We start from the raw sequence: 26192 nt of genomic DNA on the forward strand, positions 1-26192 counted from the left end.
CATGGTCATGAATACCGTTATTAAATATATCCTTTACACCGCTGTTCTAGTAGTCACATTGGGTGCGTGCAGCGACAGCGAGTTTGAGAAGCTCAACACCGATCCGAACCGGCCGGCGAATGTGCCCACGCCAAGCATCATCCTGGCTGCCCAGAAGCAGCTGGTGGATAACATCCGGAACGAGAACTTCTCGCTACGGGGCGCCCTGCTGTTCGCGCAATATTACAGCCAGAACATCTACACCGACCAGTCGCGTTACGATATCCCCCGTAGCTATGCGGATACGTATTGGGCTAACGCGTATAAAGCGCTCAATAACCTGAATAAGGTGATACAGCTCAACACCGATGAGGACACCAAAGCTACCGCTTCAGCCGGCACGGCAGGCACAAATGCCAATCAGATTGCCATCAGCCGTGTACTGAAGGCGTTTACGTTCCACTCGCTCACGGATGTGTTTGGCGACATTCCGTATGAATCTTACGGCAATGACGATCCGGATTTCGAAGCGCTGCAGCAGGAGCCAGACAATTATACGCCCAAATATGCCACCCAGCAAAAAATCTATACCGATTTGCTCAACGAGCTGGAGCAGGCAGCGGATACATTATGGAAATACAAAGACTTAAACACCTTTGGTGCGTCGGACATCATTTACAAAGGCGATAATGCGCTATGGGCCCGGTTTGCCAATTCGTTGCGGTTGCGCTTAGCCACACGCATACGGGCGAAAGAACCCGCGCTGGCCATCCAGCATATCGAGGCGGCCATCGCGCAAGGTGTGTTCACCTCGAACGCGCACAATGCCGTTTTCCGGTATGCCGCCAGTGCACCCAATGAAGCGCCGCTGTACCGTGCCACGGTAACCGCAAACCGGAAAGACTTCGCCATATCCCATGTACTGGTAAATGCACTGAAAGGCGAGCTCGGCCCCTTCGAAAGCGAGGACCCACGACTGACCGTGTATGCACTGCCCAATGAAGATGGCGCGTATATTGGCCAACCATACGGACTGCCGCTGGAAGCGGGAGGAATCAACGGGCCTACCGACATCAGCCTGCCGGGCATCGTGGTAAACGCTGCCAATTTTGCCGAGACGCTGCAGGAATATGCAGAAGTGGCTTTCCTCATCTCAGAGTATGAGAACTGGAACGATGCCCCATACCGCAGTGGCGTACAGGCATCACTCGAAAAATGGGGTATCGACCCCACTACGGCCAAAGCCTATGCCGACGGCCTGCCTGGAGCAAGCCGCGAGACCGTACTCACACAAAAATATTTTGCACTCTTCACGCAGGGATTGGAATCATGGGCTGAAATCAGAAGAACAGGGTACCCGACGTTTCTGGTAGAACCGGGCGACGTTGTGTGGCAACGGACCACCTCCAACGGGACAACAACCTACCGCTTTGAACCGATTTTTGGCAATGGCATCCCACAGCGGCTATTCTATCCCGCAAAAGAGCAGAGTGTAAACCGTGCGAATTACCAAGAAGCGCTGGCCAACCAGGGCGACGATGTCATCACTACGAAGGTGTGGTGGAATAAGTGAGTTACCTTACATCTGAACCTAAAAGCTATCCGGAATCCGGGTAGCTTTTAGGCCTTTGCCGGTTTGGCAATCCCGAAAGAGCTAGCCCACAACATCAAATAAGTGAGCAATCCGTTGTAGATAATTAGTTCGAAACCGACCACATAGGCCGTGTATGGCACCACCACATACGTGTTGATTACATAGCACAGCAGTGGTGACAGCACGCAGATATACGGCACCAGCCGGTCGGCTACCGGCAGCTTGGTGAGGATGCCGAACGCAAAGAGTCCCAGCAACGGCCCGTAGGTGTAACTAGCCGCGGTAAAGATGGCATTAACCACCGAATCGTCGTTGATAATCCGGAACACCAGGATGACCAGCAGCATCACAATAGAGAACCCGAAGTGTACACGGTTGCGCGTGCGCACCAGTGCGCGGTCGTTGGGGTCGGCTTTCTTATTGAAATTGAGGAAGTCGACACAAAATGAGGTGGTGAGCGCGGTCAGTGCCGAGTCGGTCGTAGCGAATGTAGCGGCGGTGAGGCCCATCATAAACACGATACCGGGCACAACGGCCAAATGGTGGAGGGCAATCTCTGGATACAGGTAATCCGGCGTGGGCATACTGGCCACGTCTATCCCGTTTTGGCCGGCATAGATATACAGCAACGCTCCCACTGAAAGGAAAAAGAGATTGATGACCACGAAGATGGCCGTAAAGGTGAGCATATTCTTTTGCGCCTCCCCAATCGTTTTCATGCTCAGGTTTTTCTGCATCAGGTCTTGGTCGAGCCCGGTCATGGCCACCGTGACGAAGATACCACCAAGGAAATGCTTCCAAAAGTGGATGCGGTCACCCAGAAGGTCATCCCAAAAGAAAACCTTGGAATACGTGCTTTCCTTTACTGTCTCGATGGTTTCCAGCAGGCCCAAGCCCAGGCTATCGGCCATAAAGTAAATCGACAAGATAACTGCCAGTACCAAAAAGAACGTTTGCATCATATCGGTGATGATGATGGTCTTGAGCCCCCCTTTATTGGTGTATAGCCAGATAAGCAACAGGCATAATGCGATGGTAACGGCAAAGGGTACATTCCATGCGTCGAAGATAAACCACTGCAGAATGATGGCCACCAGATAGAGGCGGAAGGCCGACCCGATGGTGCGCGACACCAGGAAGATCATGGCACCTGTTTTATAACTCCGGTGGCCGAGGCGCTCCTCCAAGTAAGTGTAGATGGAGGTGAGGTTCATCCGGTAGTACAGCGGCAGCAGCACGTAAGCGATGATGATAAACCCCACCGCGTTGCCGAGGATGAACTGAAAATAACCGAAGTCGCTGTTGCCCACCGCTCCCGGCACGGAGATAAACGTTACACCCGACAGGGCGGTGCCGATCATCCCGAATGCCACCATGTACCACTTGGCGCTACGGTTGGCCACGAAAAAGGTGGAGTTGTCGGCCGACTTACGCGACGTGAAGTACGCTACGCCAAGCAGCAGTGTGAAATAAACCACCAGAAAAAGGAGGAGGACAATAGGTGTCATGCAGTCTTTGCTTTAATGGTCGGCAACGCTTGAGTATTCAATGGCATTACGTACACTGCCATATTTTTCGAGTAAATCAGATGCGGTCTGTGCGTCGATACCGGTTTCTTCCATGATAATTCGGATACCCCGGCTGAATAGCTTGTTGTTTGTTAATTGCATATCTACCATTTTGTTTCCTTTTACACGCCCTAATTGGATCATCACCGTAGTGCTGATCATATTGAGCACGAGCTTCTGGGCCGTACCTGCTTTCATGCGGGTAGAACCCGTGACAAACTCGGGCCCGACAATGACTTCTATAGGGTACTTGGACTCACTTGCTATGGGTGTGTCAGCATTACAAACCACACAGCCTGTAACCAGTCCCATCTCATTGGCAGCCCGTAGCCCACCACACACGTAGGGGGTACTACCAGAGGCAGCAATGCCGACCACCACATCCTTAGAATTGATGTGGTAATCCTGCAAGTCAAGCCATGCTTGTTCTTCATCGTCTTCGGCAAATTCCACGGCCTTGCGGATGGCTTTGTCCCCCCCTGCAATGATACCAATGATCCAGTCATACGGCACCCCAAATGTAGGCGGACATTCTGATGCATCTAAGATACCGAGCCTACCACTCGTTCCTGCACCGATATAAAACAATCGCCCCCCTGCTTTCATGGAAGCCACGGTAGCCGTTATTAAACGTTCAATCTGTGGCATCGATTTTTCTATAGCAACGGCGACTGTACGGTCTTCGTTATTGATATTTAACAATACTTCTCCGACCGACATTTTATCTAGGTTGCGGTAATTCGATTCTTTCTCCGTAGTATTCATCATCTAAAAACACGATTGGTTTGCAAATGTAAGTATTAAACAGCTTACTGGTAAGCCAAATATGCTCCTCTGCTGTTAACAAAGGTGGTAACTTCGCCCACCCAAGATTCAAAAATAGCTTCCGGGCGCTTCCCCGCCCTGATCATCTCGATTAATCGGTCAGTCCCGGTCAGGCGTTTGATTACCGCTTCGTTCCAAACAAGCTGATCGCCATGCACCTCGTGGATTGCCCACAACAACGCAATCCCTGCTCGGTACAATGCGTATTGGCTACGGTCTTTGACATGGACAAATATGCCATTGCAGGTCTCTCCATGGAGCTCGGGAGGCCGGCCAAGGTGGCTCTTCTGTTCGGGCACGAACGTCACGGCCTCAAAATCCACTCCCTTGAAATCCAACTCCGACAGCAACCTAATCACCTGGTGGCTATCCAGCCATGGCGCTCCAATGTATTCAAACGGACAGTCTGTTCCCCGTCCTTCCGATACATTAAGTCCTTCAAATAGGCAAGTACCCCCATAGGCAATCACCGAATTCAATGTCAACAAGTTGGGGGATGGCTTCCGCCAGTCCAAGCCTGTATCATCAAACCACATGTTTCGCTTCCAGCCCTTCATATCAATCACGTGCAACACCGGTGCCACACCATCCCGAAGGAAGCCTTCGCCAATGTACATCCTCGCCAACTCGCCCATAGTCATGCCATGCCTGACCGGGATTTTCGCATAGGCCCCGAAGGTATAGCGGTGATCATCATCCGTCACAAAACCATCGACGGCAACACCATTCAGTGGATTTGGCCTATCCAGCACAATCACTTCCAGTCCATGTTCGCCGGCAGCCTCCATGACGAAACCCAGGATATTCACATGTTCGTAAAACCGCAGGCCAACCTCCTGTATATCGAAGATCACGACCTCCGCATTCCCGAGCATTTCCTTAGTGGGTTTGTGAGTCTCCCCATACAGCGAGTATTTAATCACTCCAGTTTCCGGGTCGATGGTCTTTTCATCGTCCCGCTTGATCGAGTAATCGTTGGAACGCACGTTAAATTCCATACCAAACAGCACTTCCAACGTCACGCCCGGATGCTGGTGCAGTGCATCGGCCAGGTGCGTACCATCGGCCAGCACCCCGCTGTGGTTGGCAACCAGGGCTACGCGCTTACCCTCGATTAAGTGGAAATACTCAGGGAACAATCGATCGGCACCACAGGTGACTATGTGATCTCCATCAGCGGTACCGCACGCCATCGATAGCACGGCCAGGAACAGGCAAATTCCAACACGTCTCATACCCACATTAATCATAGATCAAATACTGCTCTCTCATCTGCTTAAACTCACCCAATGCCGGCTCCCAACTTTGATGAATTTCTTCATCGGAAATCCCATTTCTGATTTGCTGTTCCAATTTGTCGTTTCCAGCCAGTCTACTGAACGAACCTCTGAAAAAGTTGTCTTTATCAGGATGGGCCTCGTAGAGCTCCCTCAACCAAGACAAATTGATACGCCCACTGGTTTTGAACGAATCGGTATCGACTTCCCGGAGGTCTAGGCCGTAGCAGGTTTCGCCGAGGTGCTTGGGCTTCTCGCTCATGCCCGGGATCGAAACCGGCGTGAACGAAAAGTCGAACTTGCCTTCCAACTTTGGGCTGCCAACAACAGAAAATGCAAACATCGTACCCCGGCCCTCGCTAATCTCCGTACCTTCAAATAAGCAGGTAGCGGGATATAACAGAATCGCTTGTTGGGTATTCAGGTTGGGCGAAGGGGGGATGGGTAGCGTATATGGCTTGCCGTGGTGATAGTTCAACATCGGGATGACCTTGATCTTGCACTGCACACCATCTGCCAACCACCGTTGACCGTTGATCATCCCTGCATACTCCCCGAATGTCAACCCATGGGCGATGGGAATCGGATGCATTCCCACAAATGATTCAAACCCTTTCTCTAACACCGGACCATCCACATAACCATCATTGGGATTCGGCCGATCGAGGATAACCACCTCAATATCATTTTCTGCGCACGCTTCCATGATGTAATGGAGTGTGGAAACATAGGTATAAAAACGTACCCCTACGTCTTGCATATCGAAAACCATCACGTCCACACCGTCCAGATCGGCCGCTGTGGGTTTATATTTACCGCCAAAAAGTGATATCAGCGGCACGTCGGTTTTCTCGTCCACTTCGTCTACAATCTTAGCTCCAGCACTCGCATTACCTCTGAACCCATGCTCCGGACCGAACCCTTTCACCACATTGACACCCAATGCGATGAGACTGTCCATACTTAGCTTATCCCCGATGACCGATGTGTTATTGATAGCCAATCCTACACGTTTACCCATTAAGTAAGGTACGTATTCTTCCGTACGGTCGGCTCCCGTTACGATGGGATTGTCGGCAACCGCAGCCGAATCTGCTGATGCTTGCCGCCCATGGCCGCCAGTGCCAGACCCACATGAAGGAAGCAGCAAGAAACTCGCCGTGACCCATCCTAAAAACTGTATTTTTTTCATTCGAATAAATTTGTTTTTTAATGGCAATGAAGCTTACATAAATTATTCATATCCTTTTGTTTATGGCAATTTATGCAGGTTTCATCTGTCTAAATTTGTTTATTCATCGCTTTTTTGTTTCTAAAGGCATTCATGCTGCCTTCGGCGGTTTTAATGGTGATGAAGCTATCATGATTTAGTCATTCCACTGTGTGATTTTGAAAATCATGATGGTTTCATTCTTTTATTTGTTTAGTTATAACAATTACCGGGTGTTGGATGTCGTCGTTGCGGTTACTCAGAAACGAACTCAATGAAACAAATTCCTCGCGGTGGTAGAGAAAACGAAATTGCCGACTGGCTACCGCGATATTCCCGAAGCTTACGCTTTCCTTTTTCATCGTGTAGATAAATCGTACCGCTATCTCCTATCCCATACTCGGCCGGATCTATTACGAAGTCGACATGATAATCTTGTCCGCTGATACTGGCCAATGCCACTGCCGCGTTTCCTGCTTCCGACCGCCAGGCCGATGCATACACCGAGGGGAAATCGCTTTCAAAACGGGTGACATTGCCGCTGCGGCCGGCATAGATCGAAAGCCGGGACACCGCGATGTTTTCCGTTGGAATGTCAAGGTGCGGCGGCCGCAGGAATTCGCCGAAAACAAAATAGTCCAATCCGGCTTGGCGGACACGGGACAGCCGCTCAAGGAAATCGATTTCATCTTTCCGGATGGTATCCAAGAAGGGCTGGTAATTAGCGATCATCGGTTGCATGCCCCAAACAAACGAGCGGGCCTGCTCCATCAGAAACTGACTGTTGAACTCGGGGTCCAACGGTGTCTCAGTATCGTCGGGAGCCTGGTCCTGGGGCCACTTCTCGTCATAAGGCGGTGTGAGCAACGAGGAATAATTCCCGAAGGTGATTCCATATTCATGGTAAACACTTTGGAAGAGTGGAATCGTTTGCCAATGATGTATCCCGGCGTAGCGCTCTTTACTCACTTGCAACGCCAAAAACAAATCCAGATGAGGCAGCCAATTCTCGCCTACGCCCTCACCGGCCAGCGCCTGCGTACCGCCCTGCGGAAAATTGGCCCGTATCAGCTGATCTTTTTGTGCCACATGCTGCATCCAATAATTTCCCCCGCCTACGGTGTGGCCGTGCGTAGGATCATAGCATCTCCTGTTGAGGCATATCTGATCCATATAGATTCCACCCAATCCATACTGATTAACTGCGGTATCAACCAGTGAAGCATATTTCTGTTTCCAGAAATCCGTCGCCTCACACATGTTGGTTAATGCTTTTTTAGTGAAAATATTATAAACATGGCTCAGCATATTGCCATTGATGTCTTTAGCGGCAAAGCGTTCGGCACCCTCGTCCACCCAACTTTGGGTTGATGGTCCCCACTTCAGGGCGTTCATGTACACCAGTGCATTGACTCCCCGCCGCTGCGCCTCACTTACCGCGGCTTTAAACACCTCGTCGCCGTCCCGCGGTGGGAAATACTCGGGGAACGAGTCGTCGTAGGATTGGCCATGCCACCAGTGCCACAATACACTGACGCGGCTACCGAGCCGCTCGCTCAACGCTGTGGCGGGGGGCAGTACATTTGACGCATGCCCCCTGTTCCATACCCAATAGCTGGTATTCTGTACCCAGTCGGGCACCTTTCCGTTGGCAAGGCGGCTATCCCTGCTCCAATGCTGTTTTTCGGCCCAACCCTTGTAGAGCCGGGCTGCCGTAAACCAATCTCCCTGGAAGCCACCGATAAAAAATGCATAGGGTGGCTCGTAAGAAGACAGCTGCTCTTCATAGGGCGGGTAGTTTTCCACGCCGTAGACCAGCATGCCAGTGGTGTCAGTCGACAACGTAAATGTCTTGCTATAGGCCAGCGTATCATCACTGGCTAGGTAAATACCCGCACCATGGGGATTATACAGGGTGAGAAATTGCATCGACATGTGGCCGGGGTACTCCCACGCGAACCCGCTCCCACCCGGCGTCATCACGTCACGCGGCGATTTGAGCAGGGAGCCCATCCAATCGGGCGCTGCTAGTTCTTCATCTCCCAGATCCGCTAAACCGGCGACACGTGGAAACGTTACTTTGCGGATCAACAATCCGTTGGTACCGTCAAGCCGGATACGCCAGACGGACATCGCCGAATCTGGAATCAAGTCGATGGAAGCCGTCACACGGAAATCATCCGGAAGCCCTTCAAACCCGGTCCAGATCAGTTCCAGGCCGTCCGCGGTTTGCGAAGTCGAGAAATCGGAAGCCGCGTGGGCATCAATCTTCCGGGGCTTTTCCGTTCCATCGATGGCAATCTCCCAAGGCGACCCGCCGGAGAGGATGTCACTGACCAAAAATGATGCATTCTCTTTCACTGACGTCATTTCCTGAAGCTCGCCGCTAGCGCCATTGAAGGCCAGCTTAAATTTGCCGTTTGTCAAACGCTCAACGTTTCCCCCGCCCTGTGCGTGACCCTCACAAAGGCCAGCAAACATTGCGACCAGTAAAAAGGCAAAAGACAGCATATTGCCTCGGTGGTCGAGATACAAACAAAACTTCATAATTACTACTCTTGTACGAGCTTGAATAGCCTCGTTGATTTCGCTTCCATGGTCACTTCGAAAGCATCCCCGTTGGCAACTACCGTTTCAACCAGCGGATCGATGACCGTGGCATTGAACGGCAATTTAACCAATTTGTCGCCACCCTCCGCCGAGTGCAGGCTTATCCACCCTCTTCCGGCATATAACACGTCCTGTCCGCCTTTCAGATAACGGTGCACACCCGCCCGTTCAAACAGCTCACCGAGCTCCGACGCACTCCACTGGATTTTAGCATCCCTACGGTGCACCTGCCCATCGGGTTGATATATCGTAGACTGACTACCGTCTGTCCACACCACCCAGGTATCCTGCTCTGCGGCGGCGTCCAAATAAGATTGCTCGTCGTCTGTCAATGCCAACAGCCCCAAATACCACACCACCTGATAGTCTCCCGCTTTAACCGCATCCAGGTCTTCACGCAAGTAAAAATCGTAGGGTGCCCCGGTTTTTCCCAACGCGTACCGGTTATGTGTTAGTCTGCTTGTAAGCCCGCCGAACGAAGCATCCATGGCGCCAAGTTTCTCGTCGACAACCACTGCCACCTGAGGGGCCATCGCGGGGAATGCCTCATCGGGGTAGCGCTCGAAAAAACGCTGTCCGGATGCAATCACATTCATCAATTTTGGATCGCTGAACCAGCCTCCCCACATATCAAACCACCACCCGCCGTAACCATAGGCCAGCATACGCCCGAGGTTCTTCCACAGGAATGCTTCCGACTCTTCCATCGTATCAGGGCCCAGCCATACGCCGTCTGTATAGGCGGTTCCTTCGGGCTGGACGTGCGGTGCCCGGTCGCGCAGCATGGTGGTGATGGACGTGCGCGTGTCATTTTCCGCCAACCACAACTTGCCATGCAATTGCACAGATTTGATGGCAGCAAATGGAGCCCAATCCTCGCCGATAACACGGTGATAATCATTTGGGCTCGACAGGTAGTCCAGATCGGGACACCGGAGCAACTTAGCCAATGCACCGTGCCCGCGGCGGAGATCACTTACAAAGTAATGATACCCGTAAAAAGCACCCGTAAGCAACCGGCCGTCACTCGCGTCTTTCACGACACGGCAGAAGTGCGCGATATGATTGGCCGTGGTCTCTCCGTGAAAAACAAAGGTGTCGAATATCTGGCCTGCCGTATCGGGGTGACGCCAATAATCAGCCCTCGCCTTTCCGCTGATGTCGCCCAGCTGGGCGCTCTCAAATGTCACGTCATTGCGGTTCCACGATTGCCTCAACCGCTCCACATCGTCTGCATAGTGCTTCCGCAACCATTCCCTGAAACCTTCAAGCCTTACAGGGCTTTTATCGTAAAATTCATCTTTGAAATGGTACATCCATTCCTCGGTAAAACCTCCCGCTACATGGATGCCAATAAGATGCTTGGCATAAGGCGATTGCTCCAGCCATTTCACCAGTTGGGCCAGCACCTCACTGGCCTCATCCCGCCACAGCGTGCTATACATACTGGTCCGGAATGTAGAACCATCGGGCTGCAGGCTTGCGTGCTCCGGATGCGAGTCCTCCCACCATACCGGTGCATCGAGGTGGATCCGTATGATGGCCAATGCGTTGGAGTCTGCGGCGATCAGCTCATCGAAATCCTCAATGATACTGGAGTAATCCATTTCATCCTCGCCCAACCAAATCGGTGACCGAAACGGCTTGATGCCCGAAATGGAGTTAATACCACGATCGCCCAAATAGGCCGGGATGTTGTATAAATGTAACCCAACCTGCTCCATCTCCTGATAGAATTGGGCTTCACCGAGGTATGACATGTACGCGTAGGGCGGATACGGGGTACCGTTGACAAACAGGGTAGGGACGCCTTCACGCTCTTTCACTTCGGCGCGTGGCAACTGCTCACCACCGCCGTCACACCGCACACAAAGTAACCCCATGAATAACCAGGCAATATGATAAACCATCTTCATGTTGTCTTAATACCCTAGGTTTTGTTCAAGAAGAGCGTCTTTATTCGCTTCGATTTCTGAATAAGGGATAGGCCACAACTGGTGGAAATCTTGGATTTCATCCTTATTCACCGCGTTGTACTTACGGACACGTTCGACAAGTTTCCCCGTTCGGTGCAGCGTGATGCGCCGGGGCTCCTCATAGACCAACTCCCTCGCACGCTCGTCGAGGATATAATCCAGGGTAACGTCTCCCGGTTCCACTGGTGTGGCTTCGGCCCTCCGCCGCACTTCATTGATATTGTCGGCTGCACCTTGCTGGTCCCCTTTGCCCAGGTAGGCCTCTGCACGCAACAGATAGGTTTCTGCCAGGCGCATCATGTAACGATCGCGGTAAAGTGCACCCGCTGTATTTTTGATGATACCCAAGCCCTTGTCTTCATATACGCCGTCAGGGTGTTGTCCGGGGGTCGTCACTTTAGAGAGGTGTGGGTACCACCTCCAAGGCTGCTCAATCAATGTTGAACCAGGGTTCTCCACAGCACTTTTGCCATACCATGTAGAGGCCGGATTGGTGTAGACTAAATCGCGAACAATATTATGTGGTGCATTGCGTATATCGTTATCCCAATCACTTTCCCAAAGGTCATAGAGGAAAAAATCCGTATTCATCATTAGTGAAACGCCTGCTCCGCCGGTATTATAGTCTGACATTGGGACACCGATGACGCCTTCTTCTCCATCGGGATCTCGAAGTGTCAACCAAGAAGCCGGGCCTGCCACCCGCTCTAATGTGTGTCCGTGTGCATAACCGCCTGCGGAAGCCAGCACCCCACCGGGAATATCCAACTCGTACTGGATGACCCATAGCGCTTCGCGGTTGCCGCTACTGCGGTTTTGGTTGCCCACACGGAACAGATCCCAGTAGACGTCGCCCGGCTGGGTGAATTTCAGAAGCTCGTCTTGCGGGTTCTGTGCCGCCATGCTCCCGAAACGATTCTGCATCAGATCGGTATTGGGGTCGTCGATAACCGCCGAAGCCGCGGCGATGGCGTCATCGTATCTTTCCAATGAGATGTAGGTTTCTGCTAGCAATTGCTGCGCAACCAAGTTAGATACTTTACCATCGGTCACCTGGTTGATCGACGGTAAATTGTTGGCGGCTTCCGTTGCATCGGAAATGATCTGCTCGAGCACGTCCGTTTTGGATGCCCGTACGAAATCGGTCTTGGGCGCGGTGATTTCTTCGGTCACCAACGGCACGCCACCCCATAGATAAACCAGGAAGCGGTATGCAAATGCCCTGAAAAATTTGGCTTCAGCGGCGACGAGTATTTTTTCGTCGTCGGTGAGGCTCGAATTGCTGACCCTGCTAATGATTGTGTTGGCATTGGTGACAATCTTATACCAGCTCCTCCAGTGCAATAACACATCACTGTTGGTGGGAACTAGGTAATTGGTATGCCCTCCGAAACGGGCGGTAAGCTGATACCTTCCGTCTTGGGCGATATCAGTAGCAGTGAGATACGGCTTGTATTCTGTGCCAGCATAACAGATGGTCCTCACTTTGGCATATAAATCAGTTAACCCACGCTGATAATCTTCATAGCTCACAAAGCTATTTTCCGGGCTATAAAAATCTAACGGTTTTTCCTCTAGAACATCCTTGCAGGAAAAGCTTACTGAAAGGAAAACAATACAGGAGATTGAAGCTAATATCTTTTTCATGATTGAATTTTCTAGCAATTATAAACTCAACTCGAGACCTACATTGAGCGATTTCATGACCGGATAGGCGTCGCTATTGACACCCTGCCCGGTTTCCGGATCCCATCCATCCCACTTCGTAAAGGTGAGGAGGTTTTTGCCACTCACACTTAGTCTGAGGTCTTTAAACCCAATTTTACTGATCAGCGAACTCTCAAACTGATAAGCGAGTGAAATGTCTTGCAATCTCACAAAACTCCGGGAATAATACGGGGTGGGGTTGATTTGCGGCACATTCCATCCCGAGGCATATTTGCCGGTTGGGTTGCTCACCGACCATAAGTCATAGTTAAAGGTATTCAAATTGGCAAAAGTCCCCGTTGATGCGGTATTGGCGGGAACATTGGCGCCCAGATAGCCGTTCTTTCCACCCTGAATGGTATTGACGAAAAAGCGGAACGTGAAATTTTTATATGTCAACCCGCTTTGTATACCAAAGAAATACGCTGGTTCGGTTTGGCCTAGGAAGACTCGGTCGTCGTCTGCTGTAATCCGCCCGTCATCATCCTGATCCACGATGCGGTAATTTCCTGGCTGGTAACCCGTCATAACCTCATCGCCAACCTGCCAAATGCCGCCAATCTGGTAATGATAAACGGTACCAATCGATTTACCGATAAAGAGATTACTGCCCACCAGATCGTCTTCCCTACCATCGTTATCTCTATCTTCACCCAAAAGACTCATAATTTTGTTGGTGTTGCGGGCGAAGTTCAGATTCACATCCCATTTAACATGATCCGTTCTTACCGGGGTGGTAGATAATATCACTTCGACGCCTTGATTTTTAAGCCGGCCAACATTGCTTGAGATGACAGAAAACCCGGTAATCTCCGGGATGATTACATTCCACAATAAATCGGTGGTTTCCGTATTATAGTAGTCGACGTTACCGCTGATCCTATTGTTGAAAAGACTAAAGTCCACGCCCACATTTACTCCTTTTGTTTTCTCCCAGCTGAGGTTGTCATTGGAAAGCGACCCCATTGACTGTCCCATGGCCGTACCAGACCCGTCGCCAAACACATACTTGGAGTCATCATCTGTTGTGACCCGCGCAAGTGAGCTATACCGTGACGTCATATTGCCGTTCACGCCGTAGGTTCCCCTTAATCTCAGGTAGTCGAGGTCTTCAATAGCTACGAACGGCTCATTGGATAGCATCCAGCTCGCACCCACAGAGGGGAACAGGGCGGATTTATTATTTCTGGAAAACCCACTGTATCCATCTTGCCGTAAGGTAGCGGTGAGTATATAGGTATCCCGGTAATTGTAATTGATCCTTCCCATCTGGTACAGGAATGTTTCACTCCAAGCTCCGGAATTTATCCGTTGGATTTCTGCCTGTTCGAGGCTGTTGTACAAGAGTGATATGTTTGACAGGTTGGTTCCCTCGGCTAACGTCGACTCAAACTGGTTTTTCCGGTAACCCGCAACGAAGGTGGCCGATATGCCATGGTTGCCAAATCGGTTATCGTAGGAAACGATGTTGTCAAACGTGAAGTCATACCGCTGCTGGTGGTTTTTTGATACCGCCCCGGACAGGTCTGCAGCATACGGGCTGCTGAAGTAATAATTTTCTAGCAGGAAATCATTGCCCAGATTCGCCCGGTATTGCAACCCCGGGATCTGCGGGATTTTTACGATTCCATAGAAGATGCCGTTAACGCGGGTTTTCTTATCCTTATTATCTGCCGCCGATGCGATAAATGGATTGATAACGTTAGTCGCCCCCGTGGGGTAGATGATGTAATCCCCGTTTTCATCATAGGGCGTTACAAACGGGCTAGTCAATTTCATGGCGCCCATATCGGGATAGATGCCCGAATAGTCAGTAATAGCACCAAACGTATTTGCCCCGATGGTAAGCCAGTCGGAAATATCGGTGCTCAGGTTGATTCTTACTGAATTTCTTTTATAGTTATCATTCATCAGGAAGCCCTTCTGCTTCGTAAATCCGCCCGACAGGTAATAGGATGTTTTTTCGGTACCCCCACCTATTGTTAAGGCGTGATCAGTGAGGAAACCGGGATTTGTCAATGCGCTCCACCAATCGTAGTCAGTGCCGCCATCTATTCCCCTCACGTTTTCCGGAACGAGTTCGGTATTTGAAAAGTTCCAATCGGGGTTTGGTTGGGTATAGTCAGGGGGTAAGTACGAATTTTGATAGTAGATATCCCTGATAATCTGCTTCCTCTCTTCGGCGTTGCGCAGCCGCATATTGGAAGTCGGTGTCTGGGTGGCCAGATTTGTTGAATAGCTAATTACGGGGTCGCCCTTTTTTCCGCCCTTGGTGGTGATCAGCAAGACCCCATTGGCAGCCTGAGCACCGTAAATGGCTTTGCTGCTGGCGTCCTTCAGGATGTTTACCGATTCAATATCTGCAGGATTCACATCGCCCATCCTTCCATTGTAAATGATACCATCCAAGACAATCAGCACGGAGGTATTGCCATTGATGGTATTTCTGCCCCGAATCTCAATGGCCGGTTCCGCTCCAGCCTGATTGGTTTGCCCGATTTGCAGTCCCGGCACTGTTCCTTTGATAGACTGCAATATGTTGGTATTGGGCGCCTCCCGGAATGCCTCGATATCGGCAGTGGCAATAGCGCCGGTGAGGTCAGACCTCCTCATCGTACCATACCCTACCACCACCACTTCCTCCAGGCTCTGGTCGCTGGCCTCTAATGCGACATTCAAGGTAGTGCCGCTGACCACGACATCTTGTGATGTATAGCCGATCATCGTGAAACGGAGCGTTGCACCCGTCTGCGCAGAAATGCTGTAATTACCAGCTTCGTTGGTGCTGGTGGCAACCTCGCTGCCAACAACGGATACACTAGCGCCGGCCAGCGGCTCGCCAGCGGCACCAGTAACCGTCCCACTCACCGTTTGCTGCACGGCACTCATCGCCCCCGAAGAACCAGGTGCCGCTGCGCCTCCATTGAAACCAAAGGTCCAAAGAGGGACACTTAGCCCAATCGTCATCGAGAATAGTAATATTTTTCTCATTTTCTTAAGCTTTTAATTAATTAGTTAGTGTTATTAGCTTATTTAATTACATGCCCAATAATAGGGGTTTTTTTGAACAAAATGCATGTTTATGCATTTTTGTTACACAAACACGAAAACAAACCGATTCGTACGTTTACATGATAATGCTTTAAATATATTATTGAAAGAAAATGCAGATTACAGGATGTACACTTCGTGCCGGTTTGCGACTTTGTGCGTCTATATACGAGAATAAGTATTCAAAAGCCCTTGGCCGGATATCCGGCCTCGATTTTTAGCAATGAATGCCCTTCATCCAACGATCCCCGCTTGGAAAGACAAAAATTTAGTGGCTTGAATAGGGATGGTGGCGTGGCGGATGAACGTAAGGGCAGGCTGATTCCCCAAGGAGGACGGTAGGTGTCACGCAGTCTTCGCTTTAATGGTCAGCAACGCGCGAATGTTCGATCGCTTTGCGTACGCTACCGTGTTTTTCGAGTAAATCTGACGCGGTCTGCGCGTCGATGCCAGTTTCTTCCATAATGATACGGATGCCCCGGCTGAATAGCTTGTTGTTGGTCAATTGCATATCGACCATTTTGTTTCCTTTTACGCGGCCCAACTGGATCATCACCGTGGTACTGACCATGTTGAGCACGAGCTTCTGTGCCGTGCCGGCTTTCATACGCGTAGAGCCGGTCACAAACTCGGGCCCCACGATAACCTCGATGGGGTATGTGGCAGCCTCGGCGATAGACGTACCGGCATTGCAGACGATACATCCCGTAACGAGCCCCTCAGCATTCGCTCGTTTGATAGCTCCCAGTACATAGGGCGTTCCGCCGGATGCGGCAATCCCCACCACCACATCTTTACTATTGATGCCGTGCTCCTGCAGGTCAACCCAGGCTTGGTCCACATCGTCCTCTGCAAATTCGACAGCTTTGCGGATGGCCGTGTCGCCGCCCGCGATGATGCCGATGATCCAATCGTAAGGCACCCCAAAGGTAGGAGGGCACTCCGAAGCGTCGAGGATGCCCAGCCGACCGCTGGTACCGGCACCGATGTAAAACAGCCGTCCGCCCTCTTTCATGGAAGCCACGGTAGCTTCGATGAGGCGCTCAATCTGAGGGATAGCGCGTTGTACAGCCAGCGCCACCGTTTGGTCTTCGTTGTTGATGTTGACCAACAACTCACCTACCGTCATCTGGTCTAAATTCTGATAATTCGATTCTTTCTCCGTCGTATTTGTCATCTCACCCTCATTGTTTTTATCGTGATCGGCTACCGGTAGCATAGGCCCATAAACCGACCTGCCTCGCCTTCGTCCGTTGTTTCGCTTTAGGCGACTAAAATGCCGTTAAAGTAAAGGAAAAACGATTAGAAATTATCGAAATAATTCATCTATCCGTTAAACACCTACTTTTTCGATCGCGCCTCCTCACGCGCCTGTTGTTCTTTGGCTGCCATCAGGTAAATCAGCGAAGCTGTACCATCCATCGTGGGTTCGTTGGTACTGTAATCGCCATAGTCGTCGTGGTACACGGCCAGGTCCGACTGGAACGGCGCATGCGCATCGGGCTTGGTAAGCCGGATGCCGATAAGATTGTTGAATATGCTGCCATAAACCGGGCCATCTACCAAGCCGCCATCTATGGGAAAACTTTCCAAGCGGGTGAAGGCCGAGTGTGGATCGGTGGGCGTATCGCCCCATGCCGGCAGGCCATACACCATACTCGTGCCCCACGGGTTACAACCGAAGAGCCAGTCGAAGTTGGCCTGCTCCAATTGCGCGTAGGTATCATCGTGTGCCAATTCGCGGTACCATTGGCATTGGATGGCAAATGCCGTGGTAAGATTGTTGCTGCACCAGATGAAGGGCACCCCGCGGTAGAACGCATTCCGCCCGGCACGCGCCCATACCTGCTCGATGCCTTCGCGGTAATAAGCGACCAACTCGTCGCGCTGGCTACCCTTCAGGTGCTTGGCCAACTCGCGGTGCCCCAAGTTGATGAAGGGGTACCACTGGTAATGCGCTGCCGTGTCATTCGCCATCCAGGGCGTTACGGGTTCCTGTTTCGCATAGTTAAGCGCTTCATCCAGAAAGCGCTCCTCACCGGTAGCCCGCCATTGGGTGGCAGCTGCCAGCGCCATGTCGTCCACCCAATTGTCTTCCGCATAGATGTAGGGCGATTTCACCGAGGCTGTCTGCGTAACGCCTGGCTTTATGTTCGCAAAATCATAGGCCGTGGTTGCCTTGCGGCGCAGTAGCTGTGCGTAGGGTTGGTTCACCTGCTGGAAAATCACACTGCCCAAGTTGAAAGCGCTCGTGAACTTGGCTGCGGTAGAGCTGGTGCCCGTGGTGTTGTTCATGAACTTGCCACGTTGCTGCGGCTCGCCGCTCACAAAGTATACCGGCCGTTCGTAACCACGGCCGTAGAAATCGTCTTCGCTTGGCATACGCATACCGGCATGGTCCCTATCGTCGGCAATCTGGTTGAATAGTAGGTGGGGTTCAGGATGCATTTTCAGCAGCCAGTCCAGCCCCCATTTGGCTTCATCGAGCACGTCGGCCACGTTGTTACTGCCATCCAGGCCGTTAGCTTGCTTGAGGTCTTGGAATACATCAGGGAAATCGCGATACGCCGCCAGCAGGTGATAGGTCGCATTGGCCGACGTGGTGGAATACTGCAAATAGTCGGACGCATCGTGCCAGCCGCCGGCCACATCGATGTGCGTACTATCGGGCAGCCCAGCGCTAGCGGCATACAGCGTGAACCCGTCGTGCGTATGGCAGCTATCCCGTAGGAACGGATTGAACAGCGTGCGTTGCTGCCGCATGTAGCGCAGGGCGAAGTCGGCCGCGCCATCATACACATCGGGCGCAATGCGGAATTTTGGCGACCGCGCGCCATCCACCTCAAGGTAATAGGTACCCGTATCGATGTGGGCCGAAAAGTCAAGCCGGTAGGATGTACGGAACGGCCCGTAGGCCCCGAAGTTCTTGCCTGTACGTCCGGTAAATACGGGGTGGCCGGTTTGCGCATCTACAACCGAGAACTTACGGTAGCCGGCCTTGCCCTTGCTTCCCAGTACGGCTACTTTGATGCCCTGGGGCGTATAGCCCAGCTGGTTGATACGGATCCAAGCCCGCCTTTCGGGGTCGCCATACGCTAGGCAGACCACCTTGCCGTCCATGGTGCTGGCCATCAGCCGCTGTTGCTTGAGCGAAAGCATGGGGTTCACCATGGCATTGGATAGTTTATACTGCCATGACACCTTGCCGCTGGCAGCGTCGATGCCACTCACCAAGCCGGAATGGCTGGGCACGAACACTTGGCCATCATTGGCCGTGATGGCCGAGGGCGTAAGCTCGTAGGGAAGCTGCAGGGCCGACCTCCAGTCGATCTGCATGGTATCGGCCGTAGTGGATACGCCCAAAACCTGGCCGTCCATCGTTTTCACATACACAAGCTTGCCGTCTTCGGATAAGCCCATGGATTCGCGGACACGGATGCTGTCGATTTTCTTGCGCCACACTTCTGCGCCGGTGCGCGCATCCAATGCGGTCATATACCGATCGGGCGCCACGATAAACACGCGGTCATTGGCCCCCACGGGATAGCAGGCTGCAGGCGAGAGCATGCGGCTGGAAGCGCCGTTAGACCATGCCCACTTCAGCTGGCCATTGGCCGGGTCGAGCGCGTAGAAGCCGTTGCCCCACGAACCAAAATACAGGGTGTTGTTATACAGGAGCGGTTTGCCGGACACGTAGCCTTTGACGGCATCGAACGACCAGCGCAGCTGGCCCGACTTGATATCGATGGCACGGAACACCCCGTCGGAAGCACCGATGTAGGCAACGCCTTTGTGTACCAACGGGGAGCCCAGCACGGCTTTTTCGGCGACATACCGCCACCGCTGCTTGCCCGTCTTGGCATCCAAGCCATAGATATGGCGGTCAGTAGAGCCCACTACCACATAGTTTTTCCATACTGCGGGGGTAGCGTATACCTTGCCGCCCGTTTGGAAAGTCCACACCTTGCGGCCCGTCTGTGCATCGAGCGCATATACCTGACCAGCGGTATTGGCGGTAATCACCAGCTGCCTATAGGCTGCCAGCCCGGCACCGATATCGCTATCATCTTGGAACGACCATACTTCGCGCACAGCGGCATGCCGCGTATTCACATCGTAACTGGGCCGGTCATAATAGCGGCGCTCCGCGGCAAAATTGTGGTTTACCAAGGGAATGGTTGCCCATGCGGGTTGGGTACCTACGCCCGGATTGCATTCCTGGTAGATGGCTTGGCCGTTGCCTACGGTAACGATGTTGTAACCACCTACGCGGTCTTTGGCCCGCAGGTTGGAGCGCCCCATGATACTGGGGATGCCCTCGAAATCATATTGCTGATTCTGGTGGCCGTGGCCACAGAAAAAGAGCTGTACATTGCGCGTTTTTACGCGGTCGAGCGCCTCGAACCAGTTGTTGAGCGACGAGTCTTGCGGATAATGGTTTACATAAATAAGCGGCATATCGACGTCGGGATGTGCGGCAAAGAGTGAGTCCATCCACACCAAATTTTCGCGGGGCACCTGCCCCGGGCTCATGCGCATATTGGGGCCCGAGTTGGTACCCACGAAGAAATAGCCTTTATGCTCGAAAGCGAACGTTTCGCCACCGAACACCTCACGGAAGCTATTGCCCCCACTTTCGGACCAGTTGGTATCGTGGTTGCCCGGAATGACGTACCACGGGATGGATAGGCTGTCCAAGATTTGCTTGGCCAGCCGCAGCTCCTCATCCGAACCGAATTCGGTGACATCGCCCGAAAGAATGACGAAGTCGAGGTTGGAGTTGGCATTGATGTCGGCTACCGTGCGCCGCAGGTCGTCCGCGCCGGTTGCGCTGCCCACGTGCGTATCGGTAACGTGCGCAAATTGAAAGGGCTGGGCATTTATGGCCAATGCCGTAAAGAGCACCAGCACCTTCAATAGCGCTATTGGTTTTAATAGGTAAAATCGTTTATAAACCGTCATGTACTCGTTTAATAAGGTCGCCCTTACCAGGGCGACCCCAATTATATCAATCAAATCGGTACGGACGCACCGGTGTTAGTCCCAACCTGTCGTTTGGGTCAGGGTATAACCTAGCTCCCCATACTCAACGATTTGAGTTTCGCCGATAGGAGCCATGTATACCCGATCGGTGAATGCATTGCGGTTGGAGGCATTGGTCACTACATAGAAACCGACCATTTCACTGCCGTTCGACCCGTTGTAGGTCACAATAGTACCATCTTCCTTTTTTACCTGCAGCGTACCTTCCCGGGCCTCGCTCAAGTAGGCTGGCATTTCCGCCGGAAAATTAACCCAAATTCCCAAGAAATAATCCGGATTTGTGCTATAATCCATATAATTTATTTTCTTCCACCGCTTGATATCGTGTAGCCGTGCAAATTCAGAGAAAAACTCCATGCGTCGCTCGCGGCGGATTTCCCAAATCAGCGCAGGCACATCGGCATCCCGATCGGGATCGCTGGGAAGTGCTGATAACATCAATGGAGCCGTTTTCTTTACCCCTTTTTCAATGGCAGCATCGTCTAGCGGACGGCTGCGAATGGCGTTCACGGATCGGTCCAAGTCGTCTTGCGTAACCGCCGATCCCCCCAAGTGCGCTGCCAGCACGGCCTTTGCCTCCACCCAATTCAGTACAACCTCCGCCAAACGGATCACCGGGGCGTCGGTTGTGTTGGTATTGCTACCCCATTCAGGTGGGTAGGCCTTACCGATGTAATCCAACGCTTCCCGCGGTGCATGCTTGAAATTGTACAACAGGGTAGATGACGTGGCCATGGGCCTGTCGACAAATGTTGCTTCAAAGCGTGGATCGCGGGTAATGGCAAGCTGGCTTGCCGAAAAATCATCGGCATCAGCAACCGACGAGTTCTGCCACACGTTGCCATCGTTACAGATAAACGATTTAATCAACACCAGGTTCGCATTTCCGGGCATCGTCTCGGTTCCGTTGTTATAGGAGGTGATGTGGTGTGTAATGGACAACGCTGCGTCGTAATACCGTGCCATGATGACTTCTCCGTTTCCAGCGAGGTCATCCGATGAAAACAAGCTTTTGAAGTCGCTCGAAAAACTGAAATCTCCGCTGTTCATTACGATCTCTGCGGCATCCCTAGCAAGTTCCAAATACTTTGTGGCACGAGCAGCGTCCAACCCGTGGTAATGCTGAAACGTCCCCTCAAACAACATGAAGCGGGAGATAAATGCGGCGGCAACATTCCTGTCAAGCACATTCGTGCCGTCATTTACACGGATATTGCTCAATACAAACTGGAAATCATCATACACATTATCCATCACGAGCCCCCTGTCATCACGGTCCTTATACAATTGGTCCCAGTCCGAATCGCTGATGACCTCGTCGTAATACGGAATATCCCCAAACACACTAACCAATCGGCTGTATTCACTTCCGCGAAAAAAGCGGGCGACAGCAAGCCAGTGGTTATAAGCCTCGGGATCAAGATTTGACTGTGCTACATTCTGCAGCCGGTCAATGAAAATATTTGCCTTGCGCACCCATGCGAAGTTCCATGTCGGCCCGCCATACTGCGTCATCCAAGTACCGTTCGTGCTTTCGCTGGTTGAACCGCGGCTCGTGGGCACGCTGTTTTCGAAATGGCTCTGAACGCCTACGCTGGTCAGGTCATCCGAAAATGTGTATCCCCTCACAGGCGCATAATCAACGCCCCAGGTATTATTGTATCCTACAAAATAATGACTATAAAAGCCGTTGGCAAACAAACGGATGTCCGTCTCATTCCGCCAGAATTCATCGTCTACGAAGCTGGTTAGCTGCGGACGATCCAGGACTTGTTTATTACAGGAAGAAACCAACAGGCCTGTTGCTAGCACACCAATTGCACCGGATATAATGAGATTGCGTTTCATGTTTTCTAAAAGTTGAGTTGTACACCAAATGATACACTTTTGAATGTGGGTGTCCCCACGCCGGACCTGCCCAAATTATAATTCGTGGAATTCCATATCGAATAACCGGAGATCTCCTCGGGGTCTATGGGCAAGCCATTCAGGTTGTCGAACGTAAGGATATTTTCCAGCGATGCATACACCCGGAACGACGACACGTGGATCGGGGTTAATAAGTTCGCTGGCAGTGAATAACCCAGCGTGATGTTCTTCACACGAAGGTACGACATGTCCAAAAGGTAGCGGTCTTGTATTTGCATGTTGTTTGCGTTTCCACTCCCCAGATTATTGTATGCCCGTGGATAGAACGCATTCAGGTTGTCTTCGTTCCAATAATTGTCGGCAATCGCGGCGGGCATGGCCCCGTCTGACGAGTTGTAGCCTGGTATGACCAAAAAACCATCGCCCCACATCTGCCGGCTCCCTACGCCCTGTAGGAATACCGAAAAGTCGACGCCTTTATAATCGGCACCCAAGCGCAACCCATATTCATAGCGTGGGGTGAAATTACCGATAATTTCGCGGTCGCCATGGTCGTCGATCAGATTGCTCCCTGCATCAAGTTCACCGTCGCCGTTCACGTCAACAAACTTGACGTCGCCTGGGCCAAACCGGAAATTCGCACTGTTTTCCAAGTAATTCTGGTAGACTGGCTTCTCACCATTTGGCCCCGGTTTCAGCTTCCAGGCTTTTTCACCCGCGTTGCGCACACTCTCCGCCTCTGTCAATGTGATCTCAATGAGGTTGTCATTCTCATCCAATTCGAAGTCATCCTCTTGATACAGCCTATCCGTCCGGTAACCCCAAATGTCGCCGTAGGTTCGACCGACATACCAGCTGTTTACACTTTGCGTTGTTCCGTACTTCATGATCGTGGATTTGGCGTCTGATATGTTACCCCTGAAGCTGACACCCAATCCGTTATCAAACCGGTGGTTAAAGTCGACCGCCAGCTCCCAACCCTGCGTGCGCAGGGACCCGAAGTTGCCTTTCGGTGCGCCTGTGCCGAAGGTTGTCGGTACCCCGGCACCGGGAACAATCATATTTTCGGTATCTCGCTGGTACCAGTCAAAAGTCAACCCCAATCGATTACTAAAGAAACGGGTATCTATACCCAGGTTAAGGGTGGTGATATCCTGCCAAGTAATCGATGCCGAAACTGCTGCCGGAGTACCCACAAAATAGGTGCGCTCCCCGGTTGCATCGATCCATGTGGTTTGGCTTGGATCCATCGTCGCAACGTACAGCGAGTTGGGAACCGTCTGATCGCCGATCGAGCCCCACGACCCACGGAACTTGGCGAGGTCGAGCCAGGACTGCGTACCTTCCATAAAGGCTTCCTCACTGAGCACCCATCCCGCAGAAAACGAGGGAAACCAACGCCACTTCAGATCCGTGGGGAATTTCGAAGAACCATCGTACCGCAGGTTTGCTTCCAGCAGGTACCTGTTTTTATAGGCATAGTTCACCCGGCCAAAGTAACCCAACTGGGCTTCCCAAAAGGCATCCCCACCGCTGGTCTGCGTACCGATGGCATAAGCGAACTGTGGATTGACAATGTCAATTAGGTTTGTGCGGTGCGACCATTGTGATTGGATATCGTCGGTTACCCGGTTTAATCCCAATAGGAAGCCGAAATCGTGGCCGCCATCAAGGTTCAGGTCGTATGTGGTAACCACATTGACTGTATGCTTATATTGGTTGGCCGCTTCGCGGCTAAAATGATCCGGATTGCTTCCATCGGAGGTATACCGCCGGTAATTCAGGTCGTATGCAAGCATCGCGTCTGGTGCAGTAGCTGGCACTACTGCCCCCGTGGCATCTACGTAGACCGGATTGCCTGCTTCATCGAAGCGTTGGGCAGCTGCCGACCACGAGTCTGCGGCTGTATACTTGGTGCCCGGTCGGTTCCAAAGGAACTCCTCGTTGGAGAAACTGTAGTCCAGGTCAACTTTCCAATTGTCGGTGATGTTTACGGTCGTTCCTGCATTGAGGTTGATGTAATTGCGCAACAGGCTCGCCGTATTGGCGGCGCGGACTTCGCTCTCCGGGCTACGGATGGGGTTGCCATATTCGTCGTTGCCTAAGGGGTACGTTGGCGCCCAGCGGTAAAGGTATAACCATGGGTCGGCCGTTGTTGAGTTGGTGGCATAGGGATATTGCTTGTTGCGGCGTGTGAAAATGGCTCCACCTCTCACGGTGACATACTTACTGACATCGCTAGTGACCCGCAGCGACCCGTTATACCGGCTGAAGCTATCTTCCTTCGCGGGTTTAAGCATACCGCTTTGATCGATAGCGGCAAGCCCGATATTGAACGACGTTTTTCCTGTCGTTCCACCCACCGACAGGTTATGTTGCTGTGTGGGTGCCCACTCACGGATCATGTATTCGTAGGGATCATAGGTACGGTAACCGTATTTCAACGTCGGGTCGCCCGGATCAACGTACCAGTCGCGACCGAATACGGTGGGATCGCCCGGGCCGATGGTGTTGCCGTACTTTTCTTTCCATCGGACCGCTTCTTCGTAGCTGTCGCGGTCCACCCGATAGAAGGCACCCGCATACTGCGGGCCGCCGACGCGTTCAAATGCTTCAACCGTATACCGCAAGGAATTTACATCGGCCATCTCAAACCGCTTCCACGGATTCTGGAAAGCGAAGTTATTCGTATAGTTGACGTTTATCCGGTCGCTTCCGGCACCTGTTTTCGTGGTAATCAAAATCACACCAAAGGCAGCCTTTGCACCATAGATCGACGATGCGGCAGCGTCCTTTAGCACAGTGATTGACTCCACATCATTCGGATTGATCACTTGGATACTCGGAATCTCCACATTATCCAATAGGATTAAAGGTGCCGCACCGCCTTCGAAAGACGCAAATTGGCCACGGATGCGGATAACGGGGTCTGAACCGACTTCCCCGCTGGGAATCGTGATGCTTAATCCCGGCGCTGCTCCTTGGATAGCTCGGCCCACATCTGCAATCGGACGCGCCTCCAGGTTTTCCTTAGCACTGATGGTGGATACCGCACCGGTAAGGTTGCCCCGTCGTTGTGTGCCATAGCCCACAACAACCACTTCATCAATGCTGCGATCGGCAGCCTGCAGGGTCACCGTAATGGCGGTGGAAGTCACTTCCACATCTTGCGATGCAAAGCCAATCATGGAAAAGCGCAGTGTACTGCCCATGGCGGCGGAAATCGAAAAATCACCATTTTCGTCGGTACTTGTGGCTGCTTGGCTGCCGACTACCGTAACACTGACACCCGGCAACGGCCCTTCCGGTCCCGTTACCGTTCCCCTAACCGTCTGCTGCATCGCCGCATCAGATGGGCTTGCTGGCATTGCGTCCGTTGCTCCCGAACGGTCGAGCATCGCTTTCGCTCCGGTTGAACCGAAGGCCCAAAGCATCACGCTCAACGCAATCATCATCGAGAATCGTACTGATTTTCTCATTTTC

General features: G+C 52.1%; 13 protein-coding genes. 1 reads left to right on the plus strand and 12 read right to left on the minus strand.

Translation table 11 applies throughout. The annotated features are described in order from the left end of the window. The first annotated feature begins 7 nt into the window (after positions 1-7). A complete protein-coding gene (locus VNQ80_RS08085; RefSeq protein ID WP_325637291.1) occupies positions 8-1552 on the plus strand; it encodes a SusD/RagB family nutrient-binding outer membrane lipoprotein in 1545 nt (514 codons plus the stop codon). A 47-nt stretch (positions 1553-1599) separates the two neighbouring features. Here VNQ80_RS08085 and VNQ80_RS08090 read toward each other — a convergent pair whose 3' ends face one another. The 12 genes from VNQ80_RS08090 to VNQ80_RS08145 form a co-directional block, all read right to left on the minus strand. Next, positions 1600-3081 carry a sodium:solute symporter gene (locus tag VNQ80_RS08090; protein ID WP_325637293.1) on the minus strand — a complete coding sequence of 494 codons (1482 nt, stop codon included), beginning with the start codon at positions 3079-3081 and terminating at the stop codon, positions 1600-1602. Positions 3082-3093: 12 nt separating this feature from the next. Beyond that, positions 3094-3909, minus strand: coding sequence for an N-acetylmuramic acid 6-phosphate etherase (gene murQ / locus VNQ80_RS08095; protein ID WP_325637295.1), 816 nt, complete (start codon positions 3907-3909; stop codon positions 3094-3096). A gap of 41 nt (positions 3910-3950) precedes the next feature. Then, positions 3951-5201 carry a DUF1343 domain-containing protein gene (locus VNQ80_RS08100; protein WP_325637297.1) on the minus strand — a complete coding sequence of 417 codons (1251 nt, stop codon included), beginning with the start codon at positions 5199-5201 and terminating at the stop codon, positions 3951-3953. Between the two features lie 7 nt (positions 5202-5208). Continuing rightward, a complete protein-coding gene (locus VNQ80_RS08105) occupies positions 5209-6435 on the minus strand; it encodes a DUF1343 domain-containing protein (protein WP_325637299.1) in 1227 nt (408 codons plus the stop codon). 273 nt (positions 6436-6708) lie between these two features. After that, positions 6709-9000 (minus strand): DUF6259 domain-containing protein, encoded by a 2292-nt coding sequence (locus VNQ80_RS08110; protein WP_325637301.1) that lies wholly within the window; start codon positions 8998-9000, stop codon positions 6709-6711. A 5-nt stretch (positions 9001-9005) separates the two neighbouring features. Beyond that, positions 9006-10973: a hypothetical protein gene (locus tag VNQ80_RS08115; protein ID WP_325637302.1), complete on the minus strand. Its 1968-nt coding sequence runs from the start codon at positions 10971-10973 to the stop codon at positions 9006-9008. A 12-nt stretch (positions 10974-10985) separates the two neighbouring features. Continuing rightward, positions 10986-12686, minus strand: a complete 1701-nt coding sequence (locus VNQ80_RS08120) for a RagB/SusD family nutrient uptake outer membrane protein (RefSeq protein WP_325637304.1) — start codon at positions 12684-12686, stop codon at positions 10986-10988. A gap of 18 nt (positions 12687-12704) precedes the next feature. Then, a complete protein-coding gene (locus VNQ80_RS08125; RefSeq protein WP_325637306.1) occupies positions 12705-15737 on the minus strand; it encodes a TonB-dependent receptor in 3033 nt (1010 codons plus the stop codon). Positions 15738-16158: 421 nt separating this feature from the next. Next, complete coding sequence (gene murQ / locus VNQ80_RS08130; protein WP_325637308.1) at positions 16159-16974, minus strand: N-acetylmuramic acid 6-phosphate etherase; 816 nt, start codon at positions 16972-16974, stop codon at positions 16159-16161. A gap of 164 nt (positions 16975-17138) precedes the next feature. Beyond that, entirely contained in the window at positions 17139-20759 is a 3621-nt protein-coding gene (locus VNQ80_RS08135; RefSeq protein WP_325637310.1) for a glycoside hydrolase family 9 protein, read from the minus strand. Between the two features lie 75 nt (positions 20760-20834). Then, a complete protein-coding gene (locus tag VNQ80_RS08140; RefSeq protein WP_325637312.1) occupies positions 20835-22688 on the minus strand; it encodes a RagB/SusD family nutrient uptake outer membrane protein in 1854 nt (617 codons plus the stop codon). Positions 22689-22693: 5 nt separating this feature from the next. Further along, the gene (locus VNQ80_RS08145) at positions 22694-26188 is read right to left on the minus strand and encodes a TonB-dependent receptor (protein WP_325637315.1); all 3495 of its coding nucleotides are present in this window, start codon (positions 26186-26188) and stop codon (positions 22694-22696) included. Positions 26189-26192: the final 4 nt, after the last annotated feature.

The sequence above is a fragment of the Parapedobacter sp. genome, from assembly GCF_035556095.1.
Lineage (GTDB): Bacteria > Bacteroidota > Bacteroidia > Sphingobacteriales > Sphingobacteriaceae > Parapedobacter.